The organism is Pseudomonas oryzihabitans (genome assembly GCF_014522265.1).
Classification (GTDB): domain Bacteria; phylum Pseudomonadota; class Gammaproteobacteria; order Pseudomonadales; family Pseudomonadaceae; genus Chryseomonas; species Chryseomonas aestiva.
In genome coordinates this window covers 4,161,628-4,177,261 of the sequence record NZ_CP017024.1, presented here as the reverse complement: position 1 = coordinate 4,177,261, position 15,634 = coordinate 4,161,628, and the positions used below count along the sequence as shown (strand labels likewise).

Below are 15,634 nucleotides of genomic sequence, written 5' to 3'. Positions count from 1 at the left end.
CGCCCTGACGTGCGCCGCCGCCCTTGCATGGCGAGAAATATTTTCGCTGGCCCTGTTGTTTCTTCCCTGATAAATCAGTATCTTAGCGGCCGCTGGTGCAGAGAACCCCGCTGAACAGGTTCTCGCTAGGTACCAGCGGGATGCCGCAAGGCTTCCATGCGCAGCGGTAGTTCAGTCGGTTAGAATACCGGCCTGTCACGCCGGGGGTCGCGGGTTCGAGTCCCGTCCGCTGCGCCACATACCTCTCGCGAGCTCTGCCTCGCGGGTAACGAAAGAAGCGGCCCTCGAGGCCGCTTTTTTTCGTCCTGCATTTTTGTCGCCACGTCTTGCCGCCGGGAAACCCCAACGCTTCGGTAGCCTCCAATGGCTATCATCGATGCGCGGGAGTGGCCATGAAGATCGCCTGTCTGGGTTGGGGTTCATTGATCTGGAAGGCGGCGGAGTTGCCGGTCGCCTCGGATTGGTTCGCCGACGGACCCTGGTTGCCCATCGAATTCGCCCGGGAGGGCGACAGCGGCGAGTTGGCCACGGTCATCTGCGAGGGCGTGGCCGAGGTCCAGGTGCTCTGGTCCTATCTGGCGGTCGACACTCTGGATAAGGCACGCGACGCCTTGCGCGAGCGCGAAGGGGTACCGCGGGAGCAACCCGAGTGTATCGGCAGCTGGCCAAGCGGCCCGCACTCGCCGTTCCAGCAGCGCATCGCCGCCTGGGCGGCGGGGCAGGGTGTCGACGCCGTGGTCTGGACCGCTTTGCCGCCGCGCAGCGGCGGCCTCAATCAGCGCATGCCCACGGCGGAGCAGGCGCTGGACTACCTGCGCAAACTCGACCACGAGCGGCAGGCGCATGCGCGCGACTATATCCGCCGGACGCCGGTAGCCATAGACACCGAATACCGGCGAGTAATAGCCCGGACGTTCAACTGGCCGCCCATGATCGAGGCGCAACCCGATCTGGATGCATCCGCCTGAGGGGCATGCCAGAGCGCTTCGCGAAGTCAAAACCTGCAAGTTTCACCAACTTCTGCATGATTATGCAGTTGAACTGAGGGTTTGTTTTCAGTTGGCAACGCTTCGATGGATTCGGTTACTGCCAGATTACTCGCGAAGATGCCTATCAAGACCTTGTTGGCGCCAATTCTCCGGCTTGGCTTAAGGTTTTCTTAATATTCAAACTTGCCGTCGCAAGAAGTGGCCGCTATTTTTTTAAAAGGATTACGTGTCGCTGGCATCCGAGGCGTCAATCCTTTATCTTCGCCTGCAACTTTCGCTCGCGGGCGAAGTTTCCATTAGCCTTTTTCAGATTGTTGCCAGGAGTGCCCATGTCCCGTCTCGCCGAATTCCGTGCTGCCGAAGAGCAACTTCGTGCCCAACTGCAACTGCTCGAAGATCTCAAGCAAGACAGTTCCCTGCAGAAAGAAATCGAATTCGAAAGTAAGCTCCAGGCGCTGATGGATGAATATCACATGAATCTGGGTGATATCATCGGCATTCTGGATCCCAACGCTGCCCCCAAGCACAAGGCGCAGACGCCGCATCCGGAAAAGCCGGCTGGCAAGCGTCGTCCGCGCAGCACCAAGCGTTATCAGCATCCCAAGACTGGCGAAATCATCGAAACCAAGGGCGGCAACCACAAGTTGCTCAAAGCCTGGAAAGCCGAACACGGCGCCGATACCGTGGAAGGCTGGCTGCAGTAACGTCTTGCCTGGATTTCGGTCGGTAGCTGCGCAAGGCAGACCTATCGACCGGAATCCTTTTCCCGCCGCTGCAATCTCGGCGCGTCCCGCAATTCCGCCACGTTCAAGCCCATACCAGGGACAATGGTCTTCCTGGTGTAGCTCTAACTGCAGCTATCATTGCATTCATCATATCTTTTAATTCCCTGCGCATTTTCAAGCGAGGCCAAAGCAAGCCGCTTTATGCGGACGGTGAAGGACCGGGTAATGATGGGGGAGGTGGCTTATTTCCGCACTGGGCGAGCGGCATTCAGCCCAGGACGGCTAACCTTCGACCCGCAGGCGATAACCCACGCCGGGTTCCGTGACGATATAGCGCGGTGCCAGCGGATCATCCGCCAACTTCTGCCGGAGATGGCCAATTACGATGCGCAGATAATGACTGTCTTGCGCATGGGTCGGGCCCCAGATATCGATCAGCAATTGCCGTTGGGTCACTACCCGTCCCGGATGGTGGGCGAGGGCGGCCAGCACAGCGTACTCCTTGCGCGTCAGGGCCACTTCGCTGCCACCCAGAGCGACCCGACGATAGGCGAAATCCACTTTCAGATCGCCAACCTCCAGCGCCGCGACCTGCTGGGTCGCCGTGGTCGGGGTCTGCCGCAGCAGGGCGCGACTGCGGGCCAGGAATTCCTGGATACCGAAGGGCTTGGTCACGTAGTCGTTGGCGCCGGCATCCAGGGCGCGGACCTTCTCACGCTCGTCCGCCCGCACCGACAGCACCAGCACCGGCACCGCGGACCATTCGCGCAGGTCGACCAGCACCTCCTGGCCATCGCGATCGGGCAGGCCCAGGTCGAGGATGACCAGGTCCGGCTGGCTCAGCGCCGCCTGGGCCAGGCCCTCGGTGCCGGTGGCGGCTTCGCTGACCTGGTAGCCCTGGGCCGCGAGGCTGATGCGCAGGAATTTGCGGATCTGGGGTTCGTCGTCGATGACGAGGACGTGAGCGGGCATCTGAGCGGGTTCCACACGAGAAGGCGTCATCATAGCCGCTGCGATTGCCGGGTGGCCTGGCCTTATTCGGCCGGAGGAGCGGGCAGTGGCAGGTGCATGCGCAGCGTGGTACCGCGACCATCGAGGCCGTCTTCCACGCTGACTCGTCCGCCATGGGCGCCGACCATGCCCTGGCAGATCGCCAGCCCCAGACCGGTTCCCTGCCCACCCCGGTCGCCGCGGGCGGCGGTATAGAACATGTCGAAGATCCGCGTGCGATCCTCGGGCGGAATGCCCGGGCCTTCGTCGGCCACGGCCAGCTGCAGTTCATTGCCCTGGCGCAGCACGCTGATTTCCAGCCGGCCGCCGGGTGCGGAGAAGCGGATGGCGTTCTCCAGCACATTGACCAGCGCCTGTTCGATCAGCGCCGGATGAACCCAGAGCAGCGGCAGGCCCGGCTCGATCCGGGTGGCTACCTGCAATCCGCTCAGCAGCGGCTGCAGGCGCTGCATGGCGCTGGCGAGGATGTCGCCGGGGTCGACCCAGTCTCGCGCCAGCTGCAGGCTGCCATGGCCCAGGCGGGTCATGTCGAGCAGATTCTGGATATAGCGATCGAGGCGTTCGGCCTCCTGGCGGGTGGCGTCCAGCAACTCCTGGCGATCGCTGGCCGGAATCGCGTCGCCCAGGGTCGCCAGGGCATCGATGGAGCCGCGCATCACCGTCAGCGGCGTGCGCAGGTCATGGGACACCGAGGCGAGCAGGGCGCTGCGCAGCTGTTCGGTCTCGCCATGCAGGCGCGCGGCTTCGAGATCCTCGCTGAGGCGCACCCGTGCCAGGGCCTGGGCCAGCGGCTGCGCCAGGCTGGCCAGCTGGCGCCGCTCGGCGTGGTCCAGGGGCTGGGCATCGTCACGCCGTACGCCCAATACGGCCAGGCTGCCGCCCTCGCCGAGCAGCGGCCACCACCACCAGCCACCGGAGGGCAGGGTGTCGGTGCCGCAGCCGGCCGGCTTTTCCTGCTTCCAGGCCCATTCGGCGGCGATGCGTTCGTGGTCGGCCAGGAGCAGGTCGCCCGGTTGGGGCACCAGTTGCCCCGCCTTTTCCGGCAGCAGCAGGCAGATGTGGCGCGTCGCATCCCCTAATTGCTTGAGGGTGACGCTGACCACCGCCTGGCGATCGCTGGCGGCGCTCAGCTGGCGGGTGAAGTCCAGCAGCGCCAGGGTCTCGCGCTGGGTGCGGCGCAGTGCCTGCAGCTGGCGCCGCTGGCGGGCGGCCAGGTCACCGGTGAGCAGGGCCATCAGCAGGAAGAAGGCCAGGGTGAGAACGTCCTGCTCGCGGTTGATGGTCAGCGAGAAGGCCGGCGGGATAAACAGGAAATCGTAGGCGAGAAAGCCCAGCAGGGCACAGAACAGCGCCGGACCGCGGCTGCTGCGTACCGCCACCAGCAGGACGGCGGCAAGAAAGATCAGCGAGATATTGGGCAGTTCCAGCAGCCCGGACAGGCCCTCGGCGATGACCGCGGCCACGGCGGTGGCCAGGACGGCGGCGCCATAGGGACCGGGCCTGAGCGCCCGGCGTGGCCGGGCGGCGGGCGGCGCGTCGCGATCCAGATCAAGGATGGCGATCTCCAGCCCCTGGGCCAGGCGCAGCAGGCGACTGGCCAGACGGCGTCGCAGGCTGAAGCCGCGCGGGCGGCCGCGACCGATCAGCAGCACGCTGGCGCGCTGGTCGCGGGCATGGCGGACCAGGGCGCGGGCCGGATCGCTGTCTCTCAGGGTCAGCACCTCACCCCCCAGGCGTTCGGCCAGGCGTTGACTGGCCTGGAGGTTGGCGCGGGCGGTATCGTCCAGCGGCTGGCCGGTATCGACATGGACCAGGGTCCAGGGCAGGTGGCGCTGGTCGGCGAGGCGGCTGGCATGGCGTACCAGGCGCTCCGCCGAAGGCGCGGTGCCGGCGCCGACGATGAGGCGCCCCAGCAGTGGTGGCGCGGCCTGGCCCTGCTGGCGGTATCTCAGGGCGAGCGCCGAGTCCACCTGGGCCGCGGCGGTGCGCATGGCCAGTTCGCGCAGGGCGGTCAGATTGGTCTGGCTGAAAAAGGCATCGATGGCCGCGCGCGCCTGCTCGGGCACATAGACCTTGCCCTCGCGCAGCCGCTCCAGCAACTCCCGGGGTGGCAGGTCGATGAGCACCAGGTCATCGGCGTCGAGCAGCACCTGGTCGGGCACGGTTTCGCGGACCTGGACGCCGGTGATGTCGCGCACCTCGTCGTTGAGACTTTCCAGGTGCTGGACGTTCACGGTGGTATAGACGTGGATGCCTGCGGCAAGCAGGTCCGCGACGTCCTGCCAGCGCTTGGCATGGCGACTGCCGGGGACGTTGCTGTGGGCGAGTTCGTCGACCAGCACCAGTTCCGGCAGGTCGGCCAGCAGGCCTTCCAGATCCAGCTCGGTAAGCTTGAGGCCGCGGTGCTCGACCCGCCGCAACGGCTGCTGCGGCAGGCCGGCGAGGAGGGCGGCGGTCTCCCGCCGCCCATGGGTTTCGACGATCCCGGCGCGCACCCGGCGGCCCTGGCGCAGGGCGGTCTGGGCCGCCTGCAGCATGGCGTAGGTCTTGCCTACGCCAGGCGCCGCCCCCAGGAAGACCTTGAGGCGTCCACGGCCTTCGCGGTGTTCGGCGAGCAGCGCCTCGGCGCGCCCGGTGCTGTCGGTCATGGAGCCAGTTCCGCCAGGGCCAGATTGAGAAGCAGGACATTAACCGTTGCCGGGCCGAAGCGCGAGGTGTGCGTCTGCTCGCTCACCAGGGCGTCCAGCCGCTCCGGTGGGAGACCTCGCGCGGCGGCGATACGGGCGATCTGATAGCGGGCGCCGGCCGGGGTGAGGTCCGGATCGAGGCCGCTGGCGGAGGTGGTCACCAGTTCCTGGGGCACCGGGCCCTGGTTGGCCACCTGCACGTCGGGCAGCGCCTTCTCGATCCGTTCGCGCAGCCCCGGCGCCGATTGGGCCAGGTTGCTGGCGCTGCTGGAGACGGTGGCGTAGTCGCCTGCCGAGGGGCGCGGCTGGAACCACTCGGGGCCGGTGAATTTCTGGGCGATCAGGCGTGAGCCGACCACGCTGCCGTTGGCGCGGTGGAGCAGGCTGCCGCCCGCCTGGTCGGCGAACAGCGCCTGGCCGAGCACCGTCACCAGCAGCGGGTAGGCGCCCCCGGTCAGGGCGCCGAGCAGCAGGAGCATCAACACGGCGGAACGCAATTGTATGAGCATGGCGGTCTCCTCAGACCAGACCCAGGGCGCCGAGCGCCAGGTCGATAGCTTTAATGCCGACGAAGGGCACGACGATGCCGCCCAGCCCATAGATCAGCAGGTTGCGGCGCAGCAGGGCGGCGGCGCTGGCGGCCTTGATCCGCACCCCGCGCAGCGCCAGGGGAATCAGCGCGACGATGATCAGGGCGTTGAACACGATGGCCGAGAGGATGGCGCTCTGCGGGCTGGCCAGGTGCATCACGTTGAGCGTGTTGAGCTGCGGATAGATGCCGGCGAACAGCGCGGGCAGGATGGCGAAGTACTTGGCCACGTCGTTGGCCACCGAGAAGGTGGTCAGGGCACCGCGGGTCACCAGCAGTTCCTTGCCCACCTGCACCACGTCGAGCAGCTTGGTGGGGTCCGAATCCAGATCCACCAGGTTGGCGGCCTCGCGGGCGGCCTGGGTGCCGTCGTTCATCGCCATGCCGACATCGGCCTGGGCCAGGGCCGGGGCGTCGTTGGCGCCGTCACCGCACATGGCCACCAGCTTGCCCTCGGCCTGTTCGCTGCGGATGCGCTCCAGCTTCTTCTCCGGGGTGGCTTCGGCGATGACGTCGTCCACCCCGGCCTCGGCGGCGATGGCGGTGGCGGTCAGGGGATTGTCGCCGGTCACCATCACGGTGCGGATGCCCAGGGTGCGCAACTCGGCGAAGCGCTCGCGGATGCCCGGCTTGACCACGTCCTTGAGGTGGATGGCGCCCAGCAGCCGGCCTTCGCCGCAGACCAGCAGCGGGGTGCCGCCGCTCTTGGCGATGGTCTCGATCTCCCGGGCTAGTACCTCCGGCAGGTCGGCACGGGTCTGGCCGAGAAACATCAGCACGGCGTCCACCGCACCCTTGCGATACGCGCGGCCCTGCCAGTCGATGCCCGACAGGCGCGTCTCGGCGCTGAAGGGAATGGGCGTGACCTGGGCGCGCGGCGGCTCCTCCAGCGGGTGCAGGTTGCGCAGGTATTCCACCACCGAGCGGCCTTCCGGGGTTTCGTCGGCGAGCGAGGCATAGAGGGCGCCCTCGGCCAGGGCCTTGGGGGTGATGCCCTGGGCCGCGTACAGGGCGCTGCAGCGGCGGTTGCCGAAGGTGATGGTGCCGGTCTTGTCCAGCAGCAGGGTATGGACGTCACCGGCGGCTTCCACGGCGCGCCCCGAGGTGGCGATCACGTTCAGCCGCACCAGGCGATCCATGCCGGCGATGCCGATGGCCGAGAGCAGGCCGCCGATGGTGGTGGGGATCAGCGTTACCAGCAGCGCCACCAGGAACAGCAGCGGCAGCTCGCCACCGGCCAGGGCGGCGAAGGGCTGCAGGGTCACCACCACCAGCAGGAAGATCAGCGTCAGGCCGATCAGCAGGATGTCCAGGGCGACCTCGTTGGGGTCTTCTGGCGCTTGGCGCCTTCCACCAGGGCGATCATGCGGTCCAGGGTCGATTCGCCGGGGTTGGCGGTGATGCGCACCCGGATCCAGTCCGACACCACCCGGGTGTTGCCGGTGACCGCCGAGCGATCGCCGCCGGATTCGCGGATCACCGGGGCCGATTCCCCGGTGATGGCCGCTTCGTTGACCGCGGCCACGCCTTCGATGATCTCGCCGTCACCGGGGATCAGCTCGCCGGCTTCCACCTGCACGATCTGGCCCTTGCGCAACGAGCTGGCCGGCACCATGCGCTGCTCGCCGTTTTCCTCCAGGCGCGCGGCGAGGTTCTGGCCAATGCCCTTGAGGCTGTCGGCGCGCGCCTTGCCACGCCCCTCGGCGAGGGCTTCGGCGAAGTTGGCGAACAGCAGGGTGAACCACAGCCAGAGGGTGATCTGCACCGCCACCCCGGTGCTCACGCCATTGTTGGGCGCCAGGCACAGCAGGGTGGAGAACAGCGCGGTGATCTCCACCACGAACATCACCGGCGAGCGGATCTGCTGGCGCGGGTCGAGCTTGACGAAGGCCTGCCGCAGCGCCTGGCGCCACAGGGTGCCAGGGGTAGGAGTGGGCAGGGTGTGGGTCTGGGCATCCATTTCAACGGACTCCGAACAGTTGCAGATGGTCGGCGATCGGCCCCAGGGCGAGCGTCGGCAGGAAGGTCAGGCCACCCACCAGCAGCAGGGTGATCACCAGCAGGGTGACGAACAGCGGCCCGTGGGTGGGAAAGCTGTTGGGGCCGAGCGGCACGGGGCGCTTGGCCGCCAGGCTGCCGGCGATGGCCAGGACCGGCAGGATGTAGCCGAAGCGACCGATCAGCAGGGCCAGGCTCAGCATCAGGTTGTGGAAGGGCGTATTGGCACCGAAGCCGCCAAAGGCCGAGCCGTTGTTGGCCGTGGCCGAGGTATAGGCATAGAGCAGCTGGCTGAAGCCATGGGGACCCGTGGCGGCGATCCCGGCGACGCCGGCCGGGACGCTGGCGGCGATGGCGCCCAGCACCAGGACGCCCAGCGGCATCACCAGCAGAGTCGCCACCAGCAGCCGCACCTCGGGGGCTTCCAGCTTCTTGCCCAGGTATTCCGGGGTGCGGCCCACCATCAGGCCGGCGATGAAGACGGCGATCAGCACATTGAGCAGCATGCCGTAGAGACCGGCGCCGACGCCGCCGAAGATCACCTCGCCAAGCATCATGTTGAACAGCGCGATCAGGCCGGTCAGCGGCGCCAGGCTGTCATGCATGGAGTTCACCGAACCGTTCGAGGCGGCCGTGGTGACCGTCGCCCAGAGCGCTGACGCAGTACCGCCGAAGCGCGTCTCCAGGCCTTCCAGGGACGCCCCCTGGGTGATCGCCAGGCCGGCCAAGGCGGGGTTGGCGTGGTTCTGGGCAACGATGGCGACAGTGCCTCCAACCACCAGCAGGCCGAACATGGCGGCGAAGATCGCCCAGCTCTGCCGCCGATCCTTGACGTAGTGACCGAAGCTGAACACCAGGGCCGCCGGAATCATGAGGATGGCCGACAGCTCCAGCAGATCGCTCAGCGCCGTGGGGTTCTCGAAGGGATGTGCGGAGTTGACACCAAAGAAGCCGCCCCCGTTGGTGCCCAGCTGCTTGATGGCGATCTGGCTGGCGGCCGGGCCCAGCGGCAGGGTCTGCGTCGCGCCCTGCAGGGTGGTGGTATCGACATAGCTCGCGAAGGTCTGGGGCACGCCCTGCCAGATCAGTAACAGCGCCAGGGGTACGCACAGCGGCAGCAGCACATAGAAGGTGGCGCGGAACAGGTCGACCCAGAAGTTGCCGATCTCCTGGGCGCTGCGGCGGGTGATGCCGCGGGCCAGGGCGGCGAGCACGGCTACGCCCACTGCGGCGCTGACGAAGTTCTGCACGCCCAGGCCGACCATCTGGCTGAAATAGCTCAGCGAGGCTTCGCCGCTGTAGGCCTGCCAGTTGGTGTTGGTGACGAAACTGATGGCGGTGTTCAGCGCCAGGGTCCATTCCAGCCCGGGCAGATGCTGCGGGTTCAACGGCAGACTGCCCTGCAGCACGAGGATGGCGAACAGCAGCCCGATGCCCAGCCCATTGAACAGCACCAGGGCGATGGCATAGGTGCGCCAGTCCTGGCCGCGGCCATCGGTGCCCACCACCCTGAGGGTCAGGCGCTCCAGGGGCCCGCCGACAAAGGTCAGCCAGGTTCGCTCGCCTTCCAGCGCGCGGTAGAAGTAGCGCCCCAGGAAGGGCGCGGGAAGAAAGGTCAGGGCCAGAAAGGCCAGGATCAGGAACGCGGCTTGGCTGTCCATGCCGCCTCCCTAGGACCGGCCGGCGCGTAGCAGCGCCGCCAGCAGATAGACGAACAGACCCAGTGCCAGGAGCAGGGCCAGAAGATTCCAGGGGGTCATCACGAGTTCTCCAGAGACGGCCGTTGCCGCGTGGAGAAATTGTCGGGAGGAGGGGCGTAAAGAAGCGAGGCGGGGAGTGGTGGCGGGGCGTAAAGAAAGCGTTAAATCGGCCCCGCCCGCCAGTGCGGGCGGGGCCTTGCGACTATTGCTTGGGCGCGGCCTGCTGTTCTTCCTTGGCCTTCTTGTTGGCCTCGTGGTGACCGATGGCGCAGCCCGCTGCGGCACCGGCAACGCCATGACCACCGGCAACGTGGCCCGCGGCGCCGCCGACCACGGCGCCCTTGACGCAACCGGCGGCGAAGGTGGCTTGGCTGGCGCCGAGCAGCAGAACAGACAGGGCAAGGGTAGGCAGGAGCTTCATGGTGGCGACCTCTCGTGGGTGCGAAGTAATGTCCTGTAACAATTGACCAGGCTGATCCGTATCAGTTCTCCGGCTCTCCCCCTCGGCCACCAGAGTGCCGTGGACGCCACCCATCACCTGCAGCATCAGCGGGCCATCGATATCGCGGCCATGGGCCGCTCCTACCACCTCAGGTATGACCGTAGGCACGGCCCAAGGCCGCGATCCAGGCACCAGCCGTAACAGGGCTTGGCCTGGGCGAGAGTGAAGAGGCTGCGCCAGAGCCGTTGGCAAGGCGTACTCACTGATGCGGTCGCAGATGCAGCACCGCCCAATAGGCCGGCTTTGGCCGCTGCTGGCGATCGAACAGCAGCGGCTGGTCGTCCCCGGGCGCCCCGGGCTGGTGGTTCAGCCAGCTATGATCATCGGCCACGCCCCACCAGGTCACCGCGGTGACCTCGGGATGGGCCAGCACCAGGGCCATGAGGTCGCGATAGCGCTCGGCCTGCAGGTTCAGGCGCTGCGCCAGTGGCTGCTGCGGCTGGTAGTCGTGATGCTGGTAGAGGCTCATGTCCAGCTCGGTGATCTGGTTTTCCAGTCCGAGGCGGGCGAAGGTGGTGAGCGACTGGTCGATGGCCGCCAGGGATGGCCAGTAGATACTGATATGGGTCTGGTGGCCGATGCCCTGCACCGGCACGCCCTCGGCCAGCAGGCCCTTCACCACCCGCGCCAGGCAGTCGCGCTTGGCCGGTTCCTGGGTGTTGAAGTCGTTGATGAACAGTCGCGCCTGGGGATCGGCGGCATGGGCGGCGCGAAAGGCCACGGCGAGATAGTCAGGACCGACCACCTGCATCCAGCGATCGTCGCGCAGGCAACTGGACTGATTGGGGTCTATGGCCTCGTTGACCACATCCCAGGCATAGACCCGCCCGCGGTAATGGCCGACTACCGTGGCGATATGCTGCTTCAGGCGCTGCAGCACCTGCTCGCGCGTGGCCGGCTGGCCATCGGCAGCCTGCCAGAACCAGTCCGGGGTGTGGCTGCCCCAGAGCAGGGTATGACCCCGCACCGCCAAGCCGTGCTGTTTAGCGAAGGCGACGAGGGCATCGGCCGGTCCGAAGACATAGCGGTCTTCCTGGGGATGAATGCGCAGGGGCTTCATGGCATTTTCCGCCACCAGACTGCTGAATTGCCGGGCCAGCAGCACCCCGTCGGCGTCCGCGAGTTGTTCGGGCTCGACCGCCGCGCCGATTTTCAGCCGGGCGCCATAGGCCGTGGTCAGGGCGCGCGTGGCAGTCGGCTCCGCGGCCAGGGCAGCGGCATTCCAGAGACCCAGCGACAACAGCAGCGCAAGCAGTGGACGCGGCATCCGGATGATCCTCCAGCAGTCGGTCGTGATGGCGGACGGCCAATCAGCCGTGAGCGTGCTGCGCGTCTTCCTTGGCCTTCGCCGCCAGGTGGTGGCCGATGGCACAACCGGCTACGGCGCCGGCGATGGCATGGTGACCGGCGACATGCCCGGCCATTCCGCCGACCACTGCACCCTTGATGCAACCCGCCGCCAGGCTCGCTTGGCTGAGGCCGAGCAGGGAGACCGACAGGATGACGACCGCAAGACGTTTCATGGGCAGACCTCGGCATAAGGGAACCCGGAGCCTAGAACGTCCGGGTTAAGTGCCGCTTAAGGCTTTCGTAGCGTGGAAAACGGCGCAGCCTGTTTTACCGACAGCCACCAAGGCCGTTCCCGGCTTGCTCCGTGGACAGGCTTCGCCTTGTCCACCCCACGGCGAAACCCCCATAAAAAAACCGCCCCGAGGGGCGGTTTTTCAGTACCGAACGCTAGCGTCAGACTTCGACGGCGGCGATACGGGCTTTCTCGGCGCTTTCACGGAATTCGGCGATCTGGTCGAAGCTCAGGTAGCGGTAGACGTCCGCGGCCATGCTGTCGATGCTCTTCGCGTATTCCATGTATTCCTCGACGCTGGGCAGCTTGCCCAGGATCGAGGCCACCGCGGCCAGTTCCGCCGACGCCAGGTAGACGTTGGCACCGTCGCCCAGGCGGTTGGGGAAGTTACGGGTGGAGGTGGACACCACGGTGGCGTTGGCGGCCACGCGGGCCTGGTTGCCCATGCACAGCGAGCAACCCGGCATTTCCATGCGCGCGCCGGCCTTGCCGTAGATGCCGTAGTAGCCTTCCTCGGTCAACTGGTGCTGGTCCATCTTGGTCGGCGGCGACAACCACAGACGGGTCGGGATCGAACCCTTGACCTTGTCCAGCAGCTTGCCGGCGGCGCGGAAGTGACCGATGTTGGTCATGCAGGAACCGATGAACACCTCATCGATCTTGTCGCCGGCTACCTGGGACAGCAGGCGGGCGTCGTCCGGATCGTTCGGGGCGCACAGCACCGGCTCGTTGACCTCGGCCAGGTCGATCTCAATGACTTCGCTGTATTCGGCGTCGGCATCGGCGGCGAGCAGTTCCGGGTTGGCGATCCAGGCTTCCATGGCGCGCGCACGGCGCTCCAGGGTGCGGGGATCACCGTAGCCTTCCTCGATCATCCAGCGCAGCAGGGTGATGTTGGACTGCAGGTACTCGGTGATGGACTCGGGCGACAGCTTGATGGTGCAACCGGCGGCGGAACGCTCGGCGGAGGCATCGGACAGCTCGAACGCCTGCTCCACGGTCAGGTCTTCCAGGCCTTCGATTTCGAGGATGCGGCCGGAGAAGATGTTCTTCTTGCCCTTCTTCTCGACGGTCAGCAGGCCCTTCTGGATGGCGTAGTAGGGGATGGCATGCACCAGGTCACGCAGGGTGATCCCGGGCTGCATCTTGCCCTTGAAGCGCACCAGTACCGACTCCGGCATGTCCAGCGGCATGACGCCGGTGGCAGCGGCGAAGGCCACCAGGCCGGAACCGGCCGGGAAGGAGATGCCGATCGGGAAGCGAGTGTGGGAATCGCCACCGGTGCCGACGGTGTCGGGCAGCAGCATGCGGTTCAGCCAGCTGTGGATGATGCCGTCGCCCGGACGCAGGGAGACACCGCCACGGGTGCGGATGAAGTCCGGCAGGGTGTGGTGGGTCTTGACGTCGATGGGCTTAGGATAGGCCGCGGTGTGGCAGAAGGACTGCATCACCAGGTCGGCGGAGAAGCCCAGGCAGGCCAGGTCCTTCAGCTCGTCGCGGGTCATCGGGCCGGTGGTGTCCTGGGAGCCGACGGTGGTCATCTTCGGCTCGCAGTAGGTGCCGGGGCGTACGCCCTCGACGCCGCAGGCCTTGCCGACCATCTTCTGCGCCAGGGTGTAGCCCTTGCTGCTCTCGGCCGGCTGGTCCGGCTTGTTGAACAGGTCGGTCGGACCCATGCCCAGTTCGGCGCGTGCCTTCTCGGTCAGGCCGCGGCCGACGATCAGCGGGATACGGCCGCCGGCGCGGACTTCGTCCAGCAGCACGGGGGTCTTGAGTTCGAAGGTGGCGAGCACCTCGTCGCTGCCATGGCGGGTGACCTTGCCGGCCTTGGGATAGACGTCGATGACGTCGCCCATTTCCAGCTCCGACACGTCGAATTCAATCGGCAGGGCGCCGGCGTCTTCCATGGTGTTGTAGAAGATCGGGGCGATCTTGGAGCCGAAGCAGAAACCGCCAGCGCGCTTGTTCGGCACGTAGGGGATGTCGTCGCCGAAGAACCACAGCACCGAGTTGGTGGCGGACTTGCGGGAAGAACCAGTACCGACCACATCACCGACGTAGGCGACCGGGAAGCCCTTGGCGCGCACTTCCTCGATCTGCTTCAGCGGACCGATGCTGCCTTGCTGCTCGGGCACGATGCCGTCGCGCGCCATCTTCAGCATGGCCAGGGCGTGCAGCGGGATGTCCGGACGCGACCAGGCGTCAGGGGCGGGAGAGAGGTCGTCGGTGTTGGTTTCGCCCGGCACCTTGAACACGGTCAGGGTGTACTTCTCGGCGATTTCCGGACGCTTCTTGTACCACTCGCCTTCGGCCCAGGACTGCAGGACGGCCTTGGCGTGGGCGTTGCCACCCTTGGCTTTCTCGGCCACGTCGTGGAAGGCATCGAACATCAGCAGGGTGTGCTTGAGCTGTTCGGCGGCCACGGCGCCCAGTTCGGCGTCGTCCAGCAGCTCGACCAGGGTGGCGATGTTGTAGCCGCCCTGCATGGTGCCCAGCAATTCGGTGGCGCGCTGGCGGGAGATCAGCGGGGACTGGGTTTCGCCCTTGGCGACCGCGGAGAGGAAACCGGCCTTCACGTAGGCGGCTTCGTCGACGCCCGGCGGTACGCGGTTGGTAATGAGGTCGACGAGAAATTCTTCTTCGCCGGCCGGGGGATTCTTCAGCAGTTCGACCAGACCGGCCGTTTGCTCGGCGTTCAGCGGCTGGGGCACGATGCCCTGGGCGGCACGCTCTTCTACGTGGTTACGATAGGCTTCAAGCACAGGTTGACCCTCATCAGTGGTCCAATATTGCGTCCGGGGGCTGGCGCCCCGGAATGTATCCGGCAGGGTATGACGGGGGAGGCTGCGGGCAGGACCGCCGTCGCGCCGGACGCATTCCGCCGGAAGCTGTTTTCAAAGTTTTACGCCGGCTGCTGAAGAGCTGATCGGCGGCAGGGCGGTTGATGAGGCCGCCGCTGCCGGATCACCGGATACTTTGCTCGTGACGCTTTGAAAACAGCTTCGTATCGGACATTGCGCCTATAAGGCTGCCTAATTCTACGCCAAGCCTCGGGCGAAGTTAAGCGCTGCGTTGTCGCATCTGCTCCCGGTCGTTGGACCCCGGCGGCAGGCTAGCGGCCCAGATGGGCGAAGCGTCCACTGAAGGGCTTGGCGATGGGGTAGGCCAGGTCGCCATGCTTGCTGGTGCCCAGCCCCAGGTCCACCAGGGACTCGGCCAGCTTGACCGCGGCGCTGACGCCTTCGATCACCGGGATGCCGATGGCTTCGCTCAGGGCCTCGCGCAGATCGGCCATGCCGCCGCAGCCGAGCACGATGGCGCCGGCACCTTCCTCGTCGCGGGCACGGCGACCCTCGGCGGCGATCAGTTCGATCAGGCTGTCGTCGGCGGCTTCCAGGGCCAGTACCGGCAGGTCGATACAGCGTACCGAGGTGCACAGTTCGGCGAAGCCGTACCGCTGCAGCAGGTGCTCGGCGATGATGCGGGTGCGGGTGAGGGTGGTCACCACGGCGAAACGGGTGGCCAGCAGACTGGCCAGATGGAAGCCGGCCTCGGCGATGCCCAGCACCGGCCCCCTGGCCATTTCCCGCGCGGCGAGCAGGCCCGGATCGCCAAAGCAGGCGATGACATGGGCCGCGCAGCCCGCCTCGACGCCCTTGCGCATCTCTTCGATCACGCCGACCGCGGCCACGGCCTCGTCGTAGTGACTCTCGATGGACACGGGGCCGGCTTCGGGATTGCTGGCGAGGATGGTGGTGCCCGGACGGGCGATGGCCTGGGCCGCGCGACCGATCTTGGCGGTCATGCTGGCACTGGTATTGGGATTGATGACCTGGATCTGCATGAGGGGC

At 66.6% G+C, this 15,634-nt stretch carries 12 protein-coding genes, 1 tRNA gene and 1 pseudogene; 3 read left to right on the top strand and 11 right to left on the bottom strand.

Going from position 1 to position 15,634, the window contains the following annotated elements; genetic code table 11:
- The first annotated feature begins 160 nt into the window (after positions 1 to 160).
- From BGI51_RS19365 to BGI51_RS19355, 3 genes are all read left to right on the top strand, one after another.
- A tRNA-Asp gene (locus BGI51_RS19365) sits at positions 161 to 237 on the top strand.
- 155 nt (positions 238 to 392) lie between these two features.
- Entirely contained in the window at positions 393 to 968 is a 576-nt protein-coding gene (locus tag BGI51_RS19360) for a hypothetical protein (protein ID WP_187979391.1), read from the top strand.
- 350 nt (positions 969 to 1,318) lie between these two features.
- Positions 1,319 to 1,693: a histone-like nucleoid-structuring protein, MvaT/MvaU family gene (locus BGI51_RS19355; RefSeq protein ID WP_007158514.1), complete on the top strand. Its 375-nt coding sequence runs from the start codon at positions 1,319 to 1,321 to the stop codon at positions 1,691 to 1,693.
- A gap of 303 nt (positions 1,694 to 1,996) precedes the next feature.
- Here BGI51_RS19355 and BGI51_RS19350 read toward each other — a convergent pair whose 3' ends face one another.
- The 11 genes and pseudogenes from BGI51_RS19350 to BGI51_RS19300 all read right to left on the bottom strand — a co-directional run bounded on the left by BGI51_RS19350 (position 1,997) and on the right by BGI51_RS19300 (position 15,627).
- Entirely contained in the window at positions 1,997 to 2,686 is a 690-nt protein-coding gene (locus tag BGI51_RS19350; RefSeq protein WP_133860677.1) for a response regulator, read from the bottom strand.
- A 62-nt stretch (positions 2,687 to 2,748) separates the two neighbouring features.
- Positions 2,749 to 5,373: a sensor histidine kinase gene (locus BGI51_RS19345; RefSeq protein ID WP_187979390.1), complete on the bottom strand. Its 2,625-nt coding sequence runs from the start codon at positions 5,371 to 5,373 to the stop codon at positions 2,749 to 2,751.
- The gene (kdpC, locus tag BGI51_RS19340; RefSeq protein WP_187979389.1) at positions 5,370 to 5,921 is read right to left on the bottom strand and encodes a potassium-transporting ATPase subunit KdpC; all 552 of its coding nucleotides are present in this window, start codon (positions 5,919 to 5,921) and stop codon (positions 5,370 to 5,372) included. The genes BGI51_RS19345 and kdpC overlap by 4 nt, the downstream gene beginning before the upstream one ends.
- Positions 5,922 to 5,931: 10 nt before the next feature.
- Positions 5,932 to 7,961, bottom strand: a pseudogene (gene kdpB / locus BGI51_RS19335) (potassium-transporting ATPase subunit KdpB).
- Between the two features lies 1 nt (position 7,962).
- Positions 7,963 to 9,660: a potassium-transporting ATPase subunit KdpA gene (kdpA, locus tag BGI51_RS19330; RefSeq protein ID WP_187979388.1), complete on the bottom strand. Its 1,698-nt coding sequence runs from the start codon at positions 9,658 to 9,660 to the stop codon at positions 7,963 to 7,965.
- Positions 9,661 to 9,669: 9 nt separating this feature from the next.
- Positions 9,670 to 9,759, bottom strand: a complete 90-nt coding sequence (locus BGI51_RS19325) for a potassium-transporting ATPase subunit F (protein ID WP_017640468.1) — start codon at positions 9,757 to 9,759, stop codon at positions 9,670 to 9,672.
- Between the two features lie 142 nt (positions 9,760 to 9,901).
- Positions 9,902 to 10,120, bottom strand: coding sequence for a hypothetical protein (locus tag BGI51_RS19320; protein WP_158897040.1), 219 nt, complete (start codon positions 10,118 to 10,120; stop codon positions 9,902 to 9,904).
- Between the two features lie 280 nt (positions 10,121 to 10,400).
- Positions 10,401 to 11,468 carry an endo-1,4-beta-xylanase gene (locus tag BGI51_RS19315; RefSeq protein WP_187979387.1) on the bottom strand — a complete coding sequence of 356 codons (1,068 nt, stop codon included), beginning with the start codon at positions 11,466 to 11,468 and terminating at the stop codon, positions 10,401 to 10,403.
- 43 nt (positions 11,469 to 11,511) lie between these two features.
- Entirely contained in the window at positions 11,512 to 11,724 is a 213-nt protein-coding gene (locus tag BGI51_RS19310) for a hypothetical protein (RefSeq protein WP_082900463.1), read from the bottom strand.
- 220 nt (positions 11,725 to 11,944) lie between these two features.
- Positions 11,945 to 14,545 (bottom strand): bifunctional aconitate hydratase 2/2-methylisocitrate dehydratase, encoded by a 2,601-nt coding sequence (gene acnB, locus BGI51_RS19305; protein ID WP_187979386.1) that lies wholly within the window; start codon positions 14,543 to 14,545, stop codon positions 11,945 to 11,947.
- 350 nt (positions 14,546 to 14,895) lie between these two features.
- The gene (locus tag BGI51_RS19300) at positions 14,896 to 15,627 is read right to left on the bottom strand and encodes an aspartate/glutamate racemase family protein (protein ID WP_187979385.1); all 732 of its coding nucleotides are present in this window, start codon (positions 15,625 to 15,627) and stop codon (positions 14,896 to 14,898) included.
- Positions 15,628 to 15,634: the final 7 nt, after the last annotated feature.